General features: G+C 36.4%; 17 protein-coding genes. 8 read left to right on the forward strand and 9 right to left on the reverse strand.

Annotation, left to right across the window (positions count from 1 at the left end; all coding sequences use genetic code 11):
- Positions 1-40 precede the first annotated feature (40 nt).
- The 4 genes from ACLLO5_RS02490 to ACLLO5_RS02505 all read left to right on the forward strand — a co-directional run bounded on the left by ACLLO5_RS02490 (position 41) and on the right by ACLLO5_RS02505 (position 3,614).
- Entirely contained in the window at positions 41-859 is an 819-nt protein-coding gene (locus ACLLO5_RS02490; RefSeq protein ID WP_413173911.1) for an acyl-CoA desaturase, read from the forward strand.
- Between the two features lie 262 nt (positions 860-1,121).
- Positions 1,122-2,180: a fatty acid desaturase gene (locus ACLLO5_RS02495; RefSeq protein WP_413173912.1), complete on the forward strand. Its 1,059-nt coding sequence runs from the start codon at positions 1,122-1,124 to the stop codon at positions 2,178-2,180.
- Between the two features lie 69 nt (positions 2,181-2,249).
- Complete coding sequence (locus ACLLO5_RS02500; RefSeq protein ID WP_413173913.1) at positions 2,250-3,329, forward strand: fatty acid desaturase; 1,080 nt, start codon at positions 2,250-2,252, stop codon at positions 3,327-3,329.
- A 90-nt stretch (positions 3,330-3,419) separates the two neighbouring features.
- On the forward strand, positions 3,420-3,614 hold the full coding sequence (locus tag ACLLO5_RS02505; RefSeq protein ID WP_413173914.1) for a hypothetical protein: 195 nt from the start codon (positions 3,420-3,422) through the stop codon (positions 3,612-3,614).
- 17 nt (positions 3,615-3,631) lie between these two features.
- Here ACLLO5_RS02505 and ACLLO5_RS02510 read toward each other — a convergent pair whose 3' ends face one another.
- The gene (locus ACLLO5_RS02510; protein WP_413173915.1) at positions 3,632-4,759 is read right to left on the reverse strand and encodes a hypothetical protein; all 1,128 of its coding nucleotides are present in this window, start codon (positions 4,757-4,759) and stop codon (positions 3,632-3,634) included.
- 236 nt (positions 4,760-4,995) lie between these two features.
- Between ACLLO5_RS02510 and bchB the strand changes: the two genes are divergently transcribed.
- Positions 4,996-6,522 carry a ferredoxin:protochlorophyllide reductase (ATP-dependent) subunit B gene (bchB, locus tag ACLLO5_RS02515; RefSeq protein ID WP_413173916.1) on the forward strand — a complete coding sequence of 509 codons (1,527 nt, stop codon included), beginning with the start codon at positions 4,996-4,998 and terminating at the stop codon, positions 6,520-6,522.
- Positions 6,523-6,707: 185 nt separating this feature from the next.
- Here bchB and psbA read toward each other — a convergent pair whose 3' ends face one another.
- Positions 6,708-7,790: a photosystem II q(b) protein gene (gene psbA / locus ACLLO5_RS02520; RefSeq protein WP_413173917.1), complete on the reverse strand. Its 1,083-nt coding sequence runs from the start codon at positions 7,788-7,790 to the stop codon at positions 6,708-6,710.
- A gap of 218 nt (positions 7,791-8,008) precedes the next feature.
- Positions 8,009-8,359 (reverse strand): histidine triad nucleotide-binding protein, encoded by a 351-nt coding sequence (locus ACLLO5_RS02525; RefSeq protein WP_413173918.1) that lies wholly within the window; start codon positions 8,357-8,359, stop codon positions 8,009-8,011.
- 37 nt (positions 8,360-8,396) lie between these two features.
- Between ACLLO5_RS02525 and ACLLO5_RS02530 the strand changes: the two genes are divergently transcribed.
- A complete protein-coding gene (locus ACLLO5_RS02530; protein WP_413173919.1) occupies positions 8,397-8,528 on the forward strand; it encodes a hypothetical protein in 132 nt (43 codons plus the stop codon).
- Positions 8,492-9,358 (forward strand): Rpn family recombination-promoting nuclease/putative transposase, encoded by an 867-nt coding sequence (locus ACLLO5_RS02535; RefSeq protein ID WP_413173920.1) that lies wholly within the window; start codon positions 8,492-8,494, stop codon positions 9,356-9,358. The genes ACLLO5_RS02530 and ACLLO5_RS02535 overlap by 37 nt, the downstream gene beginning before the upstream one ends.
- A gap of 65 nt (positions 9,359-9,423) precedes the next feature.
- On the opposite strand, the gene ACLLO5_RS02540 is transcribed toward ACLLO5_RS02535, so the two are convergent.
- Both ACLLO5_RS02540 and ACLLO5_RS02545 read right to left on the reverse strand, forming a co-directional pair.
- Positions 9,424-10,038 carry a Uma2 family endonuclease gene (locus ACLLO5_RS02540; RefSeq protein WP_413173921.1) on the reverse strand — a complete coding sequence of 205 codons (615 nt, stop codon included), beginning with the start codon at positions 10,036-10,038 and terminating at the stop codon, positions 9,424-9,426.
- Positions 10,039-10,295: 257 nt separating this feature from the next.
- On the reverse strand, positions 10,296-10,901 hold the full coding sequence (locus ACLLO5_RS02545; RefSeq protein ID WP_413173922.1) for a Uma2 family endonuclease: 606 nt from the start codon (positions 10,899-10,901) through the stop codon (positions 10,296-10,298).
- A 120-nt stretch (positions 10,902-11,021) separates the two neighbouring features.
- Here ACLLO5_RS02545 and ACLLO5_RS02550 point away from each other — a divergent pair, with 120 nt between their 5' ends.
- On the forward strand, positions 11,022-12,554 hold the full coding sequence (locus ACLLO5_RS02550; RefSeq protein WP_413173923.1) for a YifB family Mg chelatase-like AAA ATPase: 1,533 nt from the start codon (positions 11,022-11,024) through the stop codon (positions 12,552-12,554).
- Positions 12,555-12,602: 48 nt separating this feature from the next.
- Here ACLLO5_RS02550 and ACLLO5_RS02555 read toward each other — a convergent pair whose 3' ends face one another.
- From ACLLO5_RS02555 to ACLLO5_RS02570, 4 genes are all read right to left on the reverse strand, one after another.
- Entirely contained in the window at positions 12,603-13,097 is a 495-nt protein-coding gene (locus tag ACLLO5_RS02555) for a DUF4168 domain-containing protein (protein WP_413173924.1), read from the reverse strand.
- Between the two features lie 137 nt (positions 13,098-13,234).
- On the reverse strand, positions 13,235-14,221 hold the full coding sequence (gene holA, locus ACLLO5_RS02560) for a DNA polymerase III subunit delta (RefSeq protein WP_413173925.1): 987 nt from the start codon (positions 14,219-14,221) through the stop codon (positions 13,235-13,237).
- Between the two features lie 43 nt (positions 14,222-14,264).
- Entirely contained in the window at positions 14,265-18,362 is a 4,098-nt protein-coding gene (locus ACLLO5_RS02565; protein ID WP_413173926.1) for a PAS domain S-box protein, read from the reverse strand.
- Complete coding sequence (locus tag ACLLO5_RS02570) at positions 18,346-20,667, reverse strand: MASE1 domain-containing protein (RefSeq protein ID WP_413173927.1); 2,322 nt, start codon at positions 20,665-20,667, stop codon at positions 18,346-18,348. Before ACLLO5_RS02570 ends, ACLLO5_RS02565 begins: the two co-directional genes overlap by 17 nt.
- Positions 20,668-21,246 lie beyond the last annotated feature (579 nt).

Below are 21,246 nucleotides of genomic sequence, written 5' to 3' on the forward strand. Positions count from 1 at the left end.
CACGCAGATTAGGCTGGACAATTCCTATAAAGGTTACTGCATGACAATTGCTACTTCCACTAAACCTCAAATTAACTGGGTAAATACCCTATTTTTCCTTGGTCTGCACATCGGCGCTTTATTTGCTTTAATTCCCAGTAACTTTAGCTGGAAAGCAGTTGGTGTTGCATTATTCCTCTACTGGGTAACTGGTGGTTTAGGTATTACCCTGGGATATCACCGTCTTGTCACCCACCGTAGTTTTCAAACTCCCAAATGGTTGGAGTATCTCCTAGTTATTTTTGGGACTTTATCCTGTGAAGGCGGTCCTATTGAGTGGGTAGGTACACACCGTATCCATCATTTGCACTCAGATACAGAAAATGACCCCCATGATTCAAATAAAGGTTTCTGGTGGAGTCATCTCGGTTGGATGATTTATCACTCGCCCGCTCACGCTGAAGTTCCTCGCTTCACAAAAGACATTATTGATGACCCAGTTTATCAGTTTTTACAGAAAAATTTCATTTTCTTACAAATTGCCCTGGGATTGGTACTGTTTTTGTTAGGCGGTTGGTCTTTCGTCGTTTGGGGTATTTTTGCCCGCATTGTCTGGGTTTATCACTGCACTTGGTTGGTTAATAGTGCTACTCACAAATTTGGCTATCAAAGTTATGAATCTAGTGACAGATCTACTAACTGTTGGTGGGTGGCTTTACTAGTATTTGGTGAAGGCTGGCATAATAACCACCATGCTTATCAATACTCAGCCCGTCATGGTTTGGAATGGTGGGAAATTGATATAACTTGGATGACTATTCAGTTACTACAACTCTTAGGTCTAGCTAAAAATGTGAAGCTGGCAGAGAAAAAAGCATAACGCATAATTCAGCTTCAAAGTCAATAGTTTTATGTTCAAATTTTGGGCGCGAAACTATTGACTTTTTGCGTACAAGTACAGTATTGAGCTAACTACAGCAATTGAAAATTTTTAATTTTTAATTTTTAATTTTTAATTTTTTAATTGCTACCCTAAGTTGCTACTAGATTGCTATAATCTCAGAAATTAATGTTACAAAACTTTGCTGCAAACTCATTTTATCAATGACTTTGTAGATCAGTTTGTTGTTTTTCAGGTATTCATGACTACATCAATCATCAAAAGCCAGGAAATTCTGGTCTCCACAGACCTTGACAAAGACCAAATCAAACTAAAGCATATTATCAAAAGTCTACCCAAGGAATGCTTCCAGAAAAATAGCCGTAAAGCATGGACTACTGTAGTTCTAAGCTTGGCTATGGCTGCATTAGGCTATTATTTTTTAGCAATTTCTCCCTGGTTTCTTTTACCCATAGCATGGATTTTTACAGGAACTGCTTTAACAGGATTTTTTGTCATAGGTCATGATTGCGGCCATCGTTCATTTGCCAATCGTCGTTGGGTAAATGATTTCGTTGGTCATTTTTTCATGATGTTTTTAATTTATCCTTTTCATAGCTGGAGAATTAAACATAATCATCACCATAAACATACAAATAAATTAGATGAGGATAACGCATGGCATCCCATCAGACCAGAAACTTTTGAAAATTGGGATAAAACCAGACAATCTGCATTTCAATTCTTTATGCAGAAGCGTCTGTGGTGGGTAGGTTCTATTGGACATTGGGCTGTTGTGCATTTTGATGCCCGGAAATTCCAGAAAAAAGACCAAGCTAGTGTTAAATTATCTGTGGCTGTAGTCTTAATATTTGCAGCTATTGTTTTCCCCACTTTGATTATTACCACAGGTGTTTGGGGCTTTATTAAGTTCTGGTTTATCCCCTGGATGGTTTACCATTTCTGGATGAGTACCTTCACCATTGTTCACCATACTCTGCCAGATGTTCCTTTTAAAACTGCTGACAAATGGAACGAGGCTATGGCACAGTTATTTGGAACAGTTCATTGTGATTATCCTCGTTGGGTAGAAATCCTCTGCCACGATATCAACGTTCACGTTCCCCATCATATCTCTACCGCTATTCCTTCCTACAATTTGCGTTTAGCTTATGCCAGTATCAAGGAAAATTGGGGTCCTTATCTTCATGATGAATGTAAGTTCTCTTGGGACTTAATGAAAAAAATTACCAACGAATGTCAACTATACCAAACTGACATTGGTTATACAACTTTTGACAAATATTACGCTCAAAAATAACACCCTGTACGACAGGCAAAATGCCTGTCCATATTTTCCTAATACTTCCATTCAAGATTATTAAATCCAGTGCAATTAGACACAGTTCAATTCAATCAAAATTCAGGCATTGAATCATCTCAGGGTGAAGAAAAACTTCCCTTTACTCTTCAAGATTTAAAAGCTGCTATTCCGGCTGAATGTTTTCAGCCCAGTGTAGTTAAATCACTGTATTATTTTTTTCGTGATGTTGCCATAGTTGCCTTGCTATATGCAGTTGCAAATTATCTAGATTCTTGGTATTTCTGGCCAATTTTCTGGGTAATGCAAGGAACAATGTTTTGGGCTTTGTTTGTAGTTGGTCATGACTGTGGACACCAATCTTTTTCTAAGCATAAATGGTTAAATGATTTGGTAGGTCATCTTTCCCATATTCCTATTCTCGTACCTTATCATGGTTGGAGAATTAGCCACAGAACGCACCACAAAAATACTGGCAGTTTGGAGAATGATGAAAGCTGGTATCCTCTAAGTGAATCTAAATATCAAGAATTACCGTTGTTGCAAAAAGTAGTTCGCTATTATATCTTTTTGCCACTGGCTTACCCTATTTATTTATTTCAACGCACTCCAGGTAAACAAGGTTCACATTTTTCACCCAGTAGTCCGCTTTTTAAGCCTTCAGAAAAATGGGATATTATCACTAGCACTACTCTGTGGATTTGCATGGTAGGTTTGCTAGGTTTCCTGACCTATCAATGGGGTTGGATGTGGTTGTTAAAAAACTACGCTGTTCCTTACATTGTATTTGTAATTTGGCTGGATTTGGTGACTTATTTGCATCACACTGAACAAGAGTTACCTTGGTATCGTGGTGATAATTGGACTTTCTTGAAGGGTGCAATTTCTACCATTGATAGAGATTATGGGATTTTTAACCATATCCATCATGATATCGGTACTCATGTTGCCCATCACATCTTTTTGAATATGCCTCACTACAATTTGTTGAAGGCAACTGAGGCAATTAAACCAATTTTGGGCGATTATTACTACAAGTCTGAAGAACCGATTTGGAAGTCTTTACTGCATTCTGCTAAGGTTTGCCGTTTTGTACCGGATACGGGTGATAAGGTTTATTACACTTCTTATCAAAAAAATGAGAAGTAGTCGTCGGTAAATTATTGATATGAATAAAGTCCGCAAGCGCGGACTTTTTTTGTTTAATATAATCAATGATTTAGAAAAGTGATGATGCAGATGGAAATTAAACAAATGGCACAAGGAATAGATGTTTTAGAGTTAAAAAGACTCACAATATCGGGTATTTCTGAACATTTAGCGTTGGAGGTAATGGAAATTACACCTCGTATAATCAATGGGACAGCAACTCCTGAAGAAGTTGTGAGAGGATTGATGATTTTAACGCCTTTACTTAGAGAAAAATTAATGTAAATTAAATCAGGGTGATTTTAGTTGTTTATGTGTTTACTATTAACTATTTTTTTAGCGTAGTTTAAATATTTTTGATAATCAAGAATCTTTTGTTGTGCTGCGGCATAATTAGAACTAGATGTTGGTACTGTTTTCAGTATTTCTATGGTTTTTTGCCATTCTATACCTACTTGATGCCACTCTGCTTTGGTTTTCGCTATACGAGTGAGTTGGGCTGCATTTTTAGCTAAGTTCACAGCTTGTTGAAAGTTATCTGTTGAGGTGACATTAGATGATTGGGATGTTGTAGGTGATTTTTTTGCGCTTTTCATTTCAGTTAAACCCATACTCCCCCGCAAATTATTCATTTCTACATCTACAGAATTAGCATTAGTAGCTTTTTCACTATGCGTTACATCTGGCGATGATGGTAAATTAGTGTTTGGTTTATAAGTTGCTGATGATACAGATAATAGTCGTCTTTTAAATAAGAAATCAATTTGGTAAATTAATGCACTTGTGATAATCCAAGTACATCCAATTACCGCTATTAATATCTCTTCAAATTCTGAATAAAATTCAAACAAATCATATAAAATTAAATTAGGTATGGGAAATACAATACTTATCAAAAAAATTGATATTAGTGTTGATAACCAAATAGTCATCCAACCATATAAACCTTCCCAAATACTTACTATTCCTGGTATGAATTCTTTGGGTTTTCCTATCTCTGGGGCTTGTATTTTGGGGAAAAACTGGCTGATAATTATATGAAATATGTGATGAGTAAAAGTAATTACGACAATGGGCGATAATATCGCCAAAATTCTAAATATAAGCAACAGTTTTAGACTATTGGTAAAAGAGGCAATTTTGTATCCCCATTCTTCAGTATTTGTAAATACAAATGAAATAATGCCTATAAATAAAGCCAGAATAATAGCTTTTAACCAAGAACTAGGATAAGGAAACCAAACTGGCCAAGTAGATATTTTTGGCGTTTGGTTAATAACCCCTGAAGAGTTTGGTTTAGTCATAAATAGCACTGAAGTAACTATACTCATACTAACATTATTTTTACTTAGTACAGCATAATTAATGTGATTTAAACCCAATAAATTTAAGATTTTTATCTTAGAATTTAAAATTTCTATGGTTAACATAGTTCTAAAAATTGATAAAAATATTTTGCAAATAGTTAAGATTTATTTGTTTAAATTACGGATATTTTTAGTTAATTAAGAGCTAGAATTCAAGCTCAAACTAGATTTCAGCCTTTATTAATCAATGTAAACAGTAAATAGTCCTATTCCTTATTCACTCATATCTTTGAGACAATCAGAAACGATTTAATTATCAAGCACTTATAGTTATTTAATTTGCAAAGGGAGAAGACCAGATGAAATTGGCTTACTGGATGTATGCAGGCCCAGCCCACATTGGTACTTTGCGGGTAGCTAGTTCTTTTAAAAATGTTCACGCCATCATGCACGCACCTTTAGGGGATGATTATTTTAACGTCATGCGTTCTATGCTATCGCGGGAGAGGAACTTTACTCCGGTGACAACTAGCGTCGTTGACCGCAACGTTTTGGCGCGTGGTTCTCAAGAAAAGGTGGTAGACAACATTACCCGCAAGGATGCTGAAGAACACCCAGATTTAATAGTTTTAACTCCTACCTGCACTTCCAGCATTTTGCAAGAAGATTTGCATAACTTTGTAGAAAGGGCGCAACTGGAAGCGAAAGGGGATGTAATGTTGGCGGATGTGAACCATTACCGCTATAACGAATTACAAGCCGCAGACCGGACTCTACAACAGATTGTCCAATATTACATTGAGAAAGCCCGCAAAAAAGGGGACTTACCAACGGCGAAAACTGCTAAACCCTCTGTTAACATCATTGGTATTTCTACTCTGGGTTTCCACAATAACCACGATTGCACGGAATTGAAGCGGTTAATGAATGATTTGGGAATTGAGGTAAATTCTGTAATTCCTGAAGGTGCTTCTGTTCACGAGTTGAAGAATATGCCTCAAGCTTGGTTTAACCTGACTCCTTACCGAGAACTTGGTTTAACTACAGCTAAATATTTAGAAGAAGAATTCGGGACACCTTATGTAGATATTACGCCTATGGGTGTTGTGGAAACTGCAAGATGTATCCGCAAGATTCAGCAGGTAATTAACGCCCAAGGTGGGGAGGTTGATTATGAAGAGTTCATTAATGAACAAACCCTGCACGTATCTCAAGCTGCGTGGTTTTCTCGTTCTATTGACTGTCAGAATTTGACTGGTAAAAAAGCGGTGGTATTTGGTGATAATACCCATGCTGCGGCTCTGACTAAGATTCTATCGCGGGAAATGGGGATTCATGTGGTTTGGGCTGGTACTTATTGCAAGTATGATGCTGACTGGTTTAGAGAACAGGTGAGTGAGTATTGCGATGAGGTGCTGATTACAGATGATCATGGGGCTATTGGGGATGCGATCGCTCGTGTTGAACCTTCTGCTATATTTGGTACACAGATGGAACGCCATGTGGGTAAACGTTTGGATATTCCTTGTGGTGTAATTGCTGCACCTATTCACGTTCAGAATTTCCCCATTGGTTACAAACCATTTATGGGTTATGAAGGGACAAATCAAATCACAGATTTAATCTACAATTCCTTCACTTTGGGAATGGAAGATCACCTGTTAGAAATCTTTGGTGGTCACGATACAAAAGAAGTCATTACCAAAGGAATTTCTGCTGAATCTGGTTTGAATTGGACAAAAGATGGACAAGCAGAATTGAATAAGATTCCTGGTTTTGTGCGCGGGAAGGTGAAGAGAAATACCGAAAAGTTTGCTCGTGAGCGTGGGTTTAAAGACATCTCTGCTGAAGTGTTATACGCTGCCAAGGAAGCTGTAGGGGCGTAGGTTTGGGGATTCCGCAAAAGGAAAAGATTTACTCCTCACTACTTCACTGAAGAATCGAAAATCTAAGTAGGGCTTGCTGAATTAAACTGAAAGCAATACCAGAAAATAGATCAATTAAGTGCAAACAAAACAAAAATACCCCCCATTTCTGGAGGGTATTTTTTAACTATCTGAATCTTTCAGAATTAGCCGTTGATTGCAGGAGCAGTCAAAGCAACAGGAGCAACTTCACCAGCAGCCAAGTCTAAGGGGAAGTTGTGAGCGTTACGCTCGTGCATTACTTCCATACCCAAGTTAGCGCGGTTGATTACATCAGCCCAAGTACCGATGACACGACCTTGAGAATCAATGATGGATTGGTTGAAGTTGAAACCGTTCAAGTTGAACGCCATTGTGCTTACACCCAAAGCGGTAAACCAAATACCGATTACAGGCCAAGCAGCTAGGAAGAAGTGAAGTGAACGGCTGTTGTTGAAGGAAGCGTATTGGAAAATCAAGCGACCGAAGTAACCGTGTGCTGCAACAATGTTGTAGGTTTCTTCTTCTTGACCGAATTTGTAACCGTAGTTTTGAGATTCGGTTTCGGTTGTTTCACGAACCAAAGAGGAAGTTACCAAAGAACCGTGCATTGCAGAGAACAAGGAACCACCGAATACACCAGCTACACCCAACATGTGGAAGGGGTGCATCAAGATGTTGTGTTCAGCTTGGAACACGATCATGAAGTTGAATGTTCCGGAGATACCCAAAGGCATACCATCGGAGAATGAACCTTGACCAATTGGGTAGATCAAGAATACTGCTGTAGCAGATGCCAAAGGTGCAGAGTAAGCTACGCAGATCCAAGGACGCATACCTAAGCGGTAAGACAATTCCCACTGACGACCTAAGTAGCAAGCGCAACCGATCAAGAAGTGGAAAATTACCAATTGGTAAGGACCGCCGTTGTACAACCACTCATCTAAGGAAGCTGCTTCCCAGATTGGGTAGAAGTGCAAACCAATAGCGTTAGAAGAAGGAACAACCGCACCGGAGATGATGTTGTTTCCGTAGATTAAAGAACCTGCAACTGGCTCACGGATACCGTCGATGTCAACGGGAGGCGCAGCGATGAAGGCGATGATGAAGCAGGTGGTAGCAGCTAACAGGGTAGGAATCATCAATACGCCGAACCAACCGATGTAGATACGGTTTTCGGTGCTGGTGATCCACTCGCAGAAGCGATCCCATACGTTAGCGGTTGAACGCTGTTGTAAGGTTGTGGTCATTTTATAAGTGCTTTATTTTTTTATGATGTTGGTGGGTGGTTTTCCCTACCTGTATACAACATTAGAGGCTAAGTTTAGTTTTGTAAAGATGATTAATATCAGTAAAGCTGATAACAGTTATGCTATTTGATAATGTAATCAGATTAACAGGAAGTTTGAAGCATTCCCAGTCAGAGACTGGGAACAAGGGAATATGTAGATTTATAGAGAGGTGAAAATCAACCAGGAGGCCAGGATAGATGCCGTCCACCTAAGATGTGTATATGTAGGTGATAAACTGTTTGACCGCCATCAGCACCAGTGTTCATGACTACGCGATAACCATTTTCTAGTCCTGCTTCTGCTGCGACTTTTTGAACGATTAACAATAGATGTCCTAATAATGCTTGATCTTCTGGTTCGGCTGTGGCTATGTTAACTATGGGTTTCTTGGGAATTACGAGGATGTGAACCGGTGCTTGGGGGTTAACATCTGTAAATGCTAAAGCCAAGTCGTCCTCATAAACTATGTTTGCGGGAATTTCCCGACGAATGATTTTACTGAAAATGGTGTCTTTGGTTTCACTCATGCAGATTTACCTGTTCATCTGTTAGAGATTTTAAGCTATGCCTAGCGATCGCACAGAAAGCAGTTTTTTAGGCGATCGCTTTTTTGCAGAGAAAAAGTTAAGCTGTTGTGTAATCAGTGCATCTATAGCTTTATGGCCAAACCTGCGGATGTCAGCACCAAACGCTTAATTAGCCTCGCACCCAACAACTGGGTAAAATGGGTAACACAAATCCCGGATGTAGTTGCTAAGGAAATACTCAATTCTGAATTTCAGTGGATTAGTAGAGAAAGTGATGTACTTATCCGCGTTGAAAGTCAAGAATACGGAAAATTTTTAGTTTTGAATGAATTGCAATTGCGCTATAAATCAGAAATGCCACGAAGGATGCGTGCGTACTCAGGATTAGCTGAGGAAAAATATCAATTACCAACCTATCCTGTACTCATTAATATTCTTAAAACAGGTAATGAGGAAATACCAACTCGATATGAGTCAAATATTGCTGGTTTGGAGGTGCGTCAAGATTACCGAGTAATTAATCTTTGGGAAGTAGATGTTAAAATTGCCTTAGAACAACCTTTACCTTCTTTACTGCCTTTTGTACCAATTCTCAAAGGTGGTGAAGATGAAACTATAATTCGGGAAGCATTGCGTTTATTAAAAGCGGATGAACAACTCAATCAATTAGAAACGGTTCTGGCTTTTTTTGCTACGTTTGTATTAGATAGCGCCTTAGTTCAAGAAATCATGAGGTGGGATATGGCTGTTTTACGTGAATCACCTTGGTATCAGGAAATATTGCAACAAGGGGAAAAACAAGGTGAAGAAAAAGGAGAAAAAAAAGACAGAATTTCAAGTATTGAGTTATGCTTGGAAGTGAAATTTGGTGATGAAGGATTAAAAATCATGCCAAAAATTTCTGAAATATCGGATTTGGAAACATTAAAAACAATTCAACGTTCAATTCTCACGGTTGAAAATTTAGAGGAATTAAGACTTGCAATGGAAAATTTGTAACCATTAATTACCAAAAAAAAAGTGAATTTAGAATCAAGTGATGCGTAAAGAGAGATAAATATTTATCAAATATTACCAGCTTTAAAAATCTGTTGAGCAGTCAAATTCAAATCTGTAAAAGCTGGTGATATTATCTTTTCATCATTTCTAAACTGCGTTACTTGATACTCGCCATCAATCAACAAGTAAATAGATATAGTAGGTTGTTTGGGACTACCTATATAACGAATACCACCTAAACCTAAATAATCAATAATCCAATATTCAGGAATACTAATTTCTTCATAATCTCGTAATTTAGTTAAGTAGTCATCACGCCAATTTGTACTAACAACTTCAATAATTAAAGGAATAGAAGCAGCTTGAGTTACAGTTGATTGTTTTTGCCAAAGTGGTTCATTGACTAAATTAGTCCGGTTTAATAATAGAATATCTGGTACATAGCCTGATTCACTTTTAGGTGGTTTGACTAATGCTTGCTTAGGAATGGAGTAAGGAAGATTTAATCTATCAAATTCTACAGTTATTTTTCTAGCTATAAAACCTATGATATCTTCATGTGGTCCTAATGGTTGTGACATTTCAACAATTACTCCATTATGCAGTTCATAGCGTCCTCCGTCTGGTTTCCAATCAGCAAATTCTGCAAATGTTAGTAGTTTTTGTAAGACTTGAACCATGATTTATATACCTTAACTTTGCTGTTATGGATGAATTATTCTTGCTAGAAAATAAATTTTAAGCAAAAAAAAGGAGCAGTTCTTGTATAAATTGGTTCATTTTTATATTTAAATCCAGAAGTTTTTCGTTATCTGACATAAATCAAAATCATGTAGTAAAAAGTTGTATTCCCTCAATATATCACTTTATTTTAACTCTTGATTCCTAATTTACAAAGAAAATCCAGGTTTAGCTTCCTAATTATCCAAACTAACACCTATCTTGGCATCACATCATCTAAACGTAGTTGCAGCGAAGGCAAAAGAGAAGATTTAATAAACTCACCTAAACGATATTTCTGCTGACTGTAATCTTCACCAATTAATTGACAAACTGTAAATGTCGGTTGCTTAGGTTTACCTATAAAAACAACGCCACCCAATCCCCGATAATCAACAATCCAATATTCAGGAATGCCTAATAAACCATATTCTTCAACTTTACGCGCATAATCTGTTTCCCAATTAGTGCTAACAACTTCCACTACTAATTTAATTGATTGTCCTAAAGCAATAACTGGTTCATGTTCCCAAAAAGGTTCATGATGGAGCATTGTTTCATCTAATACTACAATATCAGGACGGCGTGCTGTGGCAGTTTCCGGGAAAGGACGAATTAAACAAGTACGAGGAATAAACCAGGGAAGTTTTTCCTCTGTGATAGCAATACCCAATTGAGTAGCTATTTTACCCCCAACGGTTTCATGGAGTCCAGTTGGTTCCATATCAATCAGTTCTCTATCTGCAAGTTCATAGCGGGGGTTATTACCGTATTGGGTGATGAACTCTGTAAAGGTTAATAGTTTTGTTAATGCTTGAACCATAAGTCACCTGCATCTTTAGCTGCTATTATTATATTAACAATCCTCTTGGGTGATTTCACTCATTGTTAATGCACCACCTGATCTGCTTTGATATCTTTAATGTTTATTAATATATGAAAAATGCTGGCTAGAGTCTGGAGTGCATCTATTGTTGGTATTGACGCGGTTAAAGTTGGGGTGGAAGTTGATGTTTCCGGTGGTTTACCGGGAATTATTATTTTAGGTTTACCAGATTCCGCTATTCAAGAATCTAAAGAACGGGTAAAGGCAACATTGAAAAACGCGGGTTTTGCTTTTCCCATGCGAAAGATTGTAATTAACCTCACTCCCGCAGATTTAAGGAAAGAGGGACCCGCTTTTGATTTACCAATTAGTGTGGGAATTTTAGCGGCTTCTGAACAGGTAAATCCTGATTTATTAGGAGATTTTTTATTTCTTGGTGAAGTTTCTTTAGATGGTAGTTTGCGTCCTGTTGCTGGTGTTCTTCCTATTGCTGCAACTGCTGAAAAAATGGGAATTTCTGGGTTAGTTGTTCCTGCTGATAATGCTCAAGAAGCTGCGGTTGTTGAAGGCTTAAATGTTTATAGTTGTCATAATATTTCTGATGTGGTGGATTTATTAAATAATCCTGGAAAATATAAACCTGTCAAATTAAATCAAACCGCAGAAAGTTTATTAGGAGTATCTTTACATTTAGCAGATTTACAAGATGTTAAAGGACAATCTCATGCGCGTCGAGCTTTGGAAATTGCAGCAGCAGGAGGACATAATCTTATTTTCGTCGGACCTCCTGGCAGTGGAAAAACTATGTTAGCAAGACGTTTACCAGGAATTTTACCACCGTTGGAATTTTCTGAATCTTTAGAAGTAACTCGCATTCATTCTGTAGCTGGTTTATTGAAAAATCGTGGTTCATTAGTAAGAGAAAGACCTTTTCGTAGTCCTCACCATTCTGCATCTGGTCCTTCTTTGGTTGGTGGTGGTAGTTTTCCCCGTCCTGGAGAGATATCTTTATCACATTTTGGTATATTATTTCTCGATGAACTCACAGAGTTTAAAAGAGATGTTTTGGAGTTTTTGCGTCAACCGTTGGAAGATGGTTATGTGACGATTTCTCGTACTCGTCAATCTGTGGTTTTTCCGGCACAATTTACTTTAGTAGCCAGTACAAATCCCTGTCCTTGTGGTTATTATGGCGATACAATTCAAGGATGTACTTGTTCACCTAGACAACGGGAGCAATACTGGGCAAAATTATCAGGACCTTTGATGGATAGAATTGATTTACAAGTGGCTGTAAATCGCTTGAAACCAGAGGAAATTACCCAAGCATCAACGGGAGAAGCTTCTAAATCTGTAAGGGAAAGGGTGCAGAAAGCGCGGGATATTGCTACAACTAGGTTTCAATCAGAAAAAAATCTGCGTTGCAATGCCCAAATGCAAAGTCGTCATCTTCAGAAATGGTGTAATTTAGATGATGCTAGTCGGAATTTATTAGAAGCAGCAATTAGAAAATTAGGGTTATCTGCAAGAGCGAGCGATCGCATTCTCAAAGTATCACGCACAATTGCAGATTTAGCAGGAGAGGAAAATCTCAAACCCCAATATGTAGCTGAAGCAATTCAATATCGAACAATTGATAGAATGCAATAATTCGTAATTTGAACTAGAGTCTACAGCTTTTGTCAGGGATTGTAGTATTTACCGAGTATTAGGCGCACCAGATTTAGGTTTAGGTGCATTCTGTATTCTTAATAATGTATTATAAACTTGCTTTTTCAAATCATTGTTATTTTGGATTTCCAGAGTAATTTGATTGAACCTTTCAATACTCAAACCATGGTCTTCAACGATTTTTTGAGAATGGTTACAATATTCAATTGCTATATCCTTAGCTTTATTTGGTAGTGAACTCATACTGTTGGGGTCATTACAAACAATTTTAGGAATTTCTTTCCCACCAATCTGTTTTTTAATTTCCTCAAAAGCTTGCTGCCGTTTTGGTTCCATTGCTAAGACAGATTGAGCATAGTTAGTAACTTCTGTATTATTAACGGTCACGGCTTGAGCATCAGCTTTGAAACTTAACGAAGTCGTGAAAATTAAACTCGCAGTGGTGAGAGTTGCAAATGCTAAGGAGCCAGACAGTATTGGCTCAATTCGGTTTCGGAAAATGACAAAGAAATTTTCCCGCATAGGATAGATGACACAGAACAATAGTAGAGGTATGATAATAGATTTGAATTATTTTAGGAATAAGAAGTTCCACTCAAATTGAAATCACCGAAATTTTTATCAAGGGCATTGGCTGGTAAGAACAAAGAATCACGAATTTACCTTCTCTGATATACTTGACAGAGTTCGATGACTTTTGTTTGCAGTATAGATGTTTCTGAAGCTCCTTGTTTAAGGCTAACTTCTAATTCCAGTAATAGAGGTAAAGAAGAAATTAGCTGTTGTACAGTTAGAGATTGGACTTCCTGCTGCAAAAAGTAGATGCGTTTAGGGTTACTGATTTCTGCACCTTGAGCGATCGCTTGGGGATTACGCTCTCCTGCTTCCATCATAATCTTTACCCATAACCACGTGCGAAACTGACCAATTAAAGTGGCAACAATCCGTAACCCCGGTTCAGCAGCATTAATTAGATCCCCTAAAATACCTAAAGCTTTGGCTGTGTCTCCAGTTCTAATGGCTGCTGCTAATTGTAAAGTATTTTGAGTAGTATTTCTGACTAATTGAGTTACTGTCTTTACATCTAAAGGTTGGTTACTACCTTCTATGTAAAGCCGTAATTTCTCCATTTCATTGTAGAGAAGCCGTGTATCGTTACCAATAGACTCTGCCAACAGTTCCGCAGTCGCAGCAGTTAGTTTTACACCGACAGTCTGAGCAGCTTGATTTACAGCTTGTACCAATAACTCGGTTTTCCATGGGGGAACAAGTGAAAACTCACGGAACTGAGCAAATTGTTTCAGAAATTTTGTGGCTTTGAGACGCTCATCCGGTTTATTACGACTCGTAAGCAATAAATACGAGTCTTCAGGAATTACGGGTAGAGTTCGTTGTAACTCTGATAATACATTTTCTGGACATTGTTGACACAGGGTGGAATTGATTAACCATGCTAAACGTCCACCACCACCAAAAGCGGGTGTCATGGCTTGATTTAAAGCCTGAATCACAGCATCAGGTTGATCTGGGGGGAAAGCAGTATAATTAAAACTTGTCCATAAAGGATCGAGAATGCGATCGCGCAAAACTGCCACAGCTTTTTCAATAGCAAAATCATCCTCACCCCAATAAACATAGATTGGCATAAAAATTCAAAATCAAAAACCAAGAACAAGGAATAGGGAATATTTAACTATGGTTTTGCAAATATACTGAAAGAGCGCGAGTCATCTCTGGAAACGCAATTGGTTTAGTAATAAAATCATTCATTCCTGCATCAAAGCAAGTTTGACGATCTTCATCCAAAGCATTAGCTGTTAAGGCTATAATCCAAGGCTGAGGTTTGTTAGATCGACGAATCATTTTTGTAGCTGTGACACCATCCATCACTGGCATCTGCATATCCATTAAAATTACATCATAATCTTTATATTCTAACATTTTTAATGCTTCCAAGCCATTATTAGCAATATCGGCAGCATAGCAAAGTTGTTTAAGTAACAAAATTACCACTTTTTGATTAATTTTATTATCTTCGGCCAGGAGAATTTTTAACTGAACAGGAGTAGTAAGAGCTTCTTGTTTAGTTTTCAGTAAAGTCTTTTGTAAATTGATAGTAGCTTGAGAAACTTCTTGAACTATAATAGTAAAGTAAAAAATTGAGCCTTGAGTTGGAGATGGATGTGAATAATTTTCAATCCAATTTTCAGGAGGTGTACCACCAATATTACCAAAACTTTCTACCCAAATTCTCCCACCCATTAACCCAATTAAACTCTTACTAATTGCCAAACCCAAACCTGTACCGCCATATTTACGACTAATAGAAGCATCAGCTTGAGTAAAGGGTTGAAATAGTTTATCAAGACGTTCTTTATCAATACCAATACCTGTATCTTTAATCGAAATCATTAACTCTAATTGCGTATTATGTTGCTTGTTTTTAATAATTGAAATTTCAATATTCCCCTTATTAGTAAATTTAATTGCATTGCCGACCAAATTTAGAAAAATTTGACGTAGCCGAGAACTATCACCTAATATATTAATAGGAACAGCAGAATCAATTGAATATTTAATAATAATATCTTTGATTAGAGCTTGTGTATTCAGTAAACTACATATAGAACTCATTATAGTATTTAAAGAAAAATTATGCTCTTCTAATTGCAACATTCCCGACTCAATTTTTGAGAAATCAAGAATATCATTAATTACAACTAAAAGACTATCACCACTATCTCGAATGATTTGGACAATATCTTTTTGTTCCTGAGAAAGATTCGTATTAGAGAGTAACTGAGCCATGCCCAAGACACCATTCATAGGAGTCCGAATTTCGTGACTCATATTAGCAAGAAACTGACTTTTAGCCTTGGTAGCCGCTTCTGCTGCTTCTTTGGCAATTTCCAAAGCTATTTCTGCTTGTTTGCGATCGCTAATATCAATGACCAAACCATCCCAGATAATATCCCCGTTATCTTGTTTTTCAGGTTGGGCAGAAACTTGAATCCATTTTAATCGCTGATCAGGCATAATCAACCGATGTTCTGAGTAAAAAGGCTGTAGTTCTCTTGCTGAAGCAATTACCTTCTTTTCTAGCTCTACAATATCTTCAGAATGGACAATTTTCCAGAGATTACTGGAGCTTTGCATGGCAATGTTTGGTTCAATTTCATAAATCTCACGGCATTTTGGACTAACATAAGTAAATTTATCACTACCATCACCATATACCACATATTGATAAATCATGCCGGGTATATTTTTACTCAGTCGGCGGAATCTAGCCTCACTTTGTTGAATAGTTAATTCTGTTTGTTTATGTTCAGTAATATCTTCTGAAATACCTAACAAATATTTTGGATGCCCAGATTCATCAAAAATAGGGATTTTCTTAGTATGTAAAATTCGAGTACCCTGATGTTTAGTTTGAATAAATTCTTCAGGAATATCTACAACCGTGCCATTTTTTATAACTTCTCGGTCTTTAGTAATAAAAAAATCTGCTTCTTCTGGTGGAAAAAAATCATAGTCACTTTTACCGATTAATTCTTCTCTAGTATAGCCAAGTAATTCTTCACCCACTTTGTTAAAACGCACAAATTTAAGATTTTCAGCATCTTTAACAAAAAGCATATTGGGGATATTTTCAATAATCGAAGTGAGGAAGTTTTGAAACTCCCAAGTTTTTAATTCTGCCTGTTTGTAAGCAGTGACATCTAAGGTGATACCATACCAAGCAACATCTCCATTTTCTCTAAGTTCAGGACGATCATTTGCTTGTAGCCATTTGATTTTTCCTGTGGGAGTGATAATACGCCACTCATAATGAAAAAGTGACATAGTTTTACGACAGCGCGTAATTTCTTCCATCAAAGGAACAAAATCATCGGGATGATAGCTATTTAAAATCAGGTTATAGTTTTGGCGTAAATCCTCAATTTTGATTTCATGAATTTCTTCAATTGCCGAACTCACATATTCAAAATAAATCGAACCATCAACACTATGGACAATAATATATATCGCTCCAGGTGAAGATAAAGCAATTTTTCGGAAACGTGCTTCAGAATCTCTTAGAGCAAATTTAGTTTTTTGGAGTTTAGTAATATCCATATAGGTAATCACTACACCATAATTTGTCAAAGGAATAGGTGCAGCATTAATACTCAGCCATTGCAGACTATTATCAGAGTGAACAACACAAAATTTCGCATCATGGATCAATTGGTTTTCTTCTAAAGCTTTTACAAAAGTATATTCATTTGATTGGACAATAGAACCATCATCACGAATCACTAATTGCCAATCGGGAATAATATCGCTATTGCTAATTTGCAATTGATCAGAAATTCCAAATATAGATTTGGAAGCAGGATTGATTTCAATAATTTTTCCTGTTTTATCAGTAATGGCAATACCAATGGGTAGAGTTTTAAATAAGATTTGATATTTCTCTGTTGATTCTTGTAAAGCAACTTCTACTCTAGAAAATGAATTTTGAATTTGCTCAGACATCGCATTAAAAGATGTTGACAAAATCTTAATTTCCGTAATTATTTGATCCTGTGATAAAGGCTGATTCAATTCTCCTCTTGCTATTGATTGACTCGCTTGACTTATGCGCGAAATAGGACGAGTAATCCACTTTGTCGTGAGAATCCCCATTCCTGTTGCTGTTAAAAATGTTAATCCACATAATAAAATAGTGTGCTTATTATTTTTTTCAATTGTTGTCGTCAAATCAGATTCAGGAACAACCACAACAATTAACCAATCTAAACCTAAATCATCTTTATAAGGAACAATTTGAACAAACTGGCGCTCTTTATGATTGCTTTTAAAAAAATCTAATTGCAGAGATTTATTAATATTTTTAAAACTACCAAATTTATCAAATAAATAGCGGCTAGTTGCCTTAATTAATGTATCTTGACTATCAATTGCTTTAATTTGTTCTACGTGAATTTTGCCATTATGCTGCTTTTTGCGATAAGGTAATTGATTTGTTGACGCACCAATTAATAATCCATTGCGCTCAATTACGAATACTCTACCTGTTTTTCCAATCCGCAGACTACCCATAAATTTATGCAAGTAACTGAGATCAGATGCAGCCGAAAAAACGCCTAATAATTTATCTTTGTTAAGATTATAAATAGGATAACTGCTATTAAGAGAAAGCTCGGAATTATCCTGAACTCTAAAAATAGGTATTCGTACAGGTTTACCTACCTGTACAGCAGTTAAATACCAAGGACGTGACTTTAAATTAAAATTTTCAAGAGTCTTAATTAATCTAATTTTTTGTCCATTTCGATTAACTTGATAAATCTGAACTTGGGATGGTTGAGTAGGATTGGACAAAAATAGACTAGGCAAAGGATTACGATTAGCAACCAAAAAAATGCCCTGCTCAGTTCCTAGCATAATGTGACTAACAGTAGGAAACTGTTGTAGTTGATTATAAAAATATTTCTCTAATTGAGATGTATTATCAATTTTCAAATATCCTAAATGAAAAGCATCAGCGTTAATCCGATTAATTAAAACAGGGATAGATAAATAGTGATCTAAATACTGGACTACATTATTTGTTGTTTGGGTGCGAATTTCTGTAGTTAATTGGTTAACTGACTCTTGTCCACTGCGATAGGAAAAATAACCTACAAGTCCTACTGCTCCCACAATTTGCACGACAAAAGGAACAATTAATAACCATCTTAGGGAAATATTTGGGAAAAGCACTAGCTTATATTTGTGGAAGTTAAATAGGGATTGCATTTTGTAAAGCCTCCATTAATTCAGCGATGGCAATAGGTTTAGTAATAAAATGATTCATCCCTACATCTAAACACATTTGGCGATTTTCTTCTAAAGCATTAGCAGTTAAAGCAATAATATAGGGTTGAGGTTTACCAGATTGACGAATTATCTTTGTTGTTGTTAAACCATCCATTTCGGGCATTTGCATATCCATTAAAATTACATCATAAACTTGGGTTTCTAAAATTGCTAATACTTCTAAACCATTGTTGGCAATATCAGCTATATAACCAAGTTTTTTCAAATTTAAAGTCGCAACTTTTTGATTAACTTTATTATCTTCGGCAAGGAGGATTTTTAATTGACAGTTAGGAGAGATTTTTCTGAGTTGAGTCTGCTCTAAAGAATCTTGTAATATTAAATCAAAATCTAAAACTGCCCTCGCAATAAATGTAAAATAAAATATTGAGCCTTGTTGATATTCATTTTCATTATTTAATATCCAATCATTGGGAGGATGACCACCAATATTACCTAAACTTTCTACCCAAATAGTCCCTTTCATTAAATTTATTAAACTCTTACTAATAACTAGACCTAAACCTGTACCACCATATTTACGACTAATAGAAGCGTCAGCTTGGGTAAATGGTTGAAATAACTGATTTAGGCGATCGCCATCAATACCAATTCCTGTATCTTTAATGGTAATAATTAACTCATGTTCTTCAAATTCTTCACTTTTAGCAAATAATTTACTATTCACTGTTACATAAACACCACCAACTTTGGTAAATTTAATAGCATTTCCTACAAGATTCAGCAAAATTTGACGTAATCGAGAACTATCTCCGAAAAGATGATTAGGAACATGAGTAGCTATATAACTTTCTAGTTGGATATTTTTTTTATCTGCTTGTATATAGAGAAGATTGCACACTGAATTGATTACATCTGCTAAAAAAAATGGACGTTCTTCTAATTGAAAATTTCCTGATTCAATTTTGGAAAAATCTAGAATATCATTAATAATAGTTAACAGGGCATGACTACTATCTCTAATCGTATCTACTAATTCTCTTTGTTCCTTTGTAAGATGGGTCATGGAGAGCAGTTCAGTCATTCCAATTACCCCATTCATAGGAGTGCGAATTTCGTGGCTCATATTGGCGAGAAATTCACTTTTAGCTTTAGTTGCATTTTCTGCTACTTCTTTGGCTTGAGCAAGAGCAAGCTGTTTCTGTAAAGCTAAATTGTAATCAACAAGAATCTGTTCTCTTTGTTGACGTTCAACATCTTTTTGTTGATCTAGTTCTTGTAATTGAATATGTTTATCAATGAGAGTAGTATTCGCTAAACGTAAATCAGTTTTCGCTTGTTCATTTTCATGTAAAACAGCGTTTAAAATTAAAGTAGTCATGCCAATACAGGCAATAAAAGACTGAAATTCTAATAGAGAAGTTCTAATAGAGTCGTGAACAAAAAAACTATTACCTTGAACTGTACCAATAGATACAATTAAGGCAATAATTACCATTAAAAATGTTGCACCTGGTTCTTTAAATCTAAATGCTGCCCATACCAATAGAGGAACTAATAGATATTCTGCATGATAACCACCACTACTAATAATATTACTGACCAATAAAGTTAAAAATAAAATAATTATTGCCTCTAAACGGCGATGTTGTAATAAATTAGTAAATGTTCTAAAGTTTCTATGCCAAGCAATAATTAAAGCCGCAAAAAATAGAATTCCAAACCCATCACTTAGCCACCAAGTAAAAGCGATATCTAAATAAAGTTTCCAGGGAGCTTTCCCAAAAATACAAATTAATAATGGACAAAAAATAGCTACGGGTAAGTGGCTGATAAAACAACCATAAATCATAAAATTTATTGCATCTTTAGCCCGGTTTAAAAAGTAGTAACTACCGTTTAAATATTCAATCCAATAGGTAGCAAAAACTTTTCCTACCGTAGAAACAAAAACAATACAGAGGGTTAAAATAAGTGTGGGAAGATTTACCCATGCTTGATAAATGACCAATTCCGCGCTCAATATACCGATTAATACCCCCAACCATAAGGGATATCCCCAAATAGCGAGCAGCCCCACAGCAATGCCTCCAGGAATCCAAATGGGAGTTGATCCTGTTTCGGGGTAGGTAGTGAAACTATGGGAAAGTTGGGCGGTGATATAGTAAGCTATAGCAACTATAACCTGTTTCCACCAAGCAACTCGACGGAAGTTAAATAAATCCAGTTGGGGAGGGATATTCAGTGACCTGAACTCTTGTATGGGTTTTAATGGAGGTTGCATTTTTGTAAAGCCTCGGTCAATTCAACAATTGTTGTAGGGTTGAGCAATAAAATTATTTATCCTGCCGCTACGATAGGACAAATAGCTAACAAACCCTATTTCACAATTTGCACTAAAAAAGAACAATTAACACCCATTGTAGGGAAATATGAGGAAAATGCGTAGCCCCTGATAGACACTGCTGCTTTGACTGGGAGTAATACTTAGAATTATGGGAGTTTAATGGTTGCTGCATTTTTTAAAGCCTCCGTGAGTTTAGCGATTACAATCGCTATTCAGTGTTTATCAAGAATTATTGATAAGTAGTCGTACAAAATAAATTTCATAGTTAGGAGAGGTAACAGGGAACAGGGAACAGGGGACAGGTAAGGTTTACAGAGATTTTTTCTTCAATAACTATGTGCAATTAATTTTGCCTGGGTACTTATCTATAGTAATTATGCCGCAGTCAAAATTTTATTCTTTCAGTAATTCTTCTAGGAAGATTTATATTTTTTATACATTTTTTGTAAATATTAAAAATTTAAGATGCGATCGCTATTACTCACTATGACTATTTATGCTGAATTAACCAATCCA

The sequence above is a fragment of the Anabaena azotica SJ-1 genome (genome assembly GCF_047275885.1).
Taxonomy (GTDB): Bacteria; Cyanobacteriota; Cyanobacteriia; order Cyanobacteriales; family Nostocaceae; genus Trichormus_B; species Trichormus_B azotica_A.

Coding starts and splice junctions, on each gene's coding strand:
- ACLLO5_RS02490 (WP_413173911.1), top strand. CDS start 41: ATGACAATTGCTACTTCCACTAAACCTCAAATTAACTGGGTAAATACC.
- ACLLO5_RS02495 (WP_413173912.1), top strand. CDS start 1,122: ATGACTACATCAATCATCAAAAGCCAGGAAATTCTGGTCTCCACAGAC.
- ACLLO5_RS02505 (WP_413173914.1), top strand. CDS start 3,420: ATGGAAATTAAACAAATGGCACAAGGAATAGATGTTTTAGAGTTAAAA.
- ACLLO5_RS02510 (WP_413173915.1), bottom strand. CDS start 4,759: ATGTTAACCATAGAAATTTTAAATTCTAAGATAAAAATCTTAAATTTA.
- bchB (WP_413173916.1), top strand. CDS start 4,996: ATGAAATTGGCTTACTGGATGTATGCAGGCCCAGCCCACATTGGTACT.
- psbA (WP_413173917.1), bottom strand. CDS start 7,790: ATGACCACAACCTTACAACAGCGTTCAACCGCTAACGTATGGGATCGC.
- ACLLO5_RS02525 (WP_413173918.1), bottom strand. CDS start 8,359: ATGAGTGAAACCAAAGACACCATTTTCAGTAAAATCATTCGTCGGGAA.
- ACLLO5_RS02530 (WP_413173919.1), top strand. CDS start 8,397: ATGCCTAGCGATCGCACAGAAAGCAGTTTTTTAGGCGATCGCTTTTTT.
- ACLLO5_RS02535 (WP_413173920.1), top strand. CDS start 8,492: ATGGCCAAACCTGCGGATGTCAGCACCAAACGCTTAATTAGCCTCGCA.
- ACLLO5_RS02540 (WP_413173921.1), bottom strand. CDS start 10,038: ATGGTTCAAGTCTTACAAAAACTACTAACATTTGCAGAATTTGCTGAT.
- ACLLO5_RS02545 (WP_413173922.1), bottom strand. CDS start 10,901: ATGGTTCAAGCATTAACAAAACTATTAACCTTTACAGAGTTCATCACC.
- ACLLO5_RS02550 (WP_413173923.1), top strand. CDS start 11,022: ATGCTGGCTAGAGTCTGGAGTGCATCTATTGTTGGTATTGACGCGGTT.
- ACLLO5_RS02555 (WP_413173924.1), bottom strand. CDS start 13,097: ATGCGGGAAAATTTCTTTGTCATTTTCCGAAACCGAATTGAGCCAATA.
- holA (WP_413173925.1), bottom strand. CDS start 14,221: ATGCCAATCTATGTTTATTGGGGTGAGGATGATTTTGCTATTGAAAAA.
- ACLLO5_RS02565 (WP_413173926.1), bottom strand. CDS start 18,362: ATGCAATCCCTATTTAACTTCCACAAATATAAGCTAGTGCTTTTCCCA.
- ACLLO5_RS02570 (WP_413173927.1), bottom strand. CDS start 20,667: ATGCAACCTCCATTAAAACCCATACAAGAGTTCAGGTCACTGAATATC.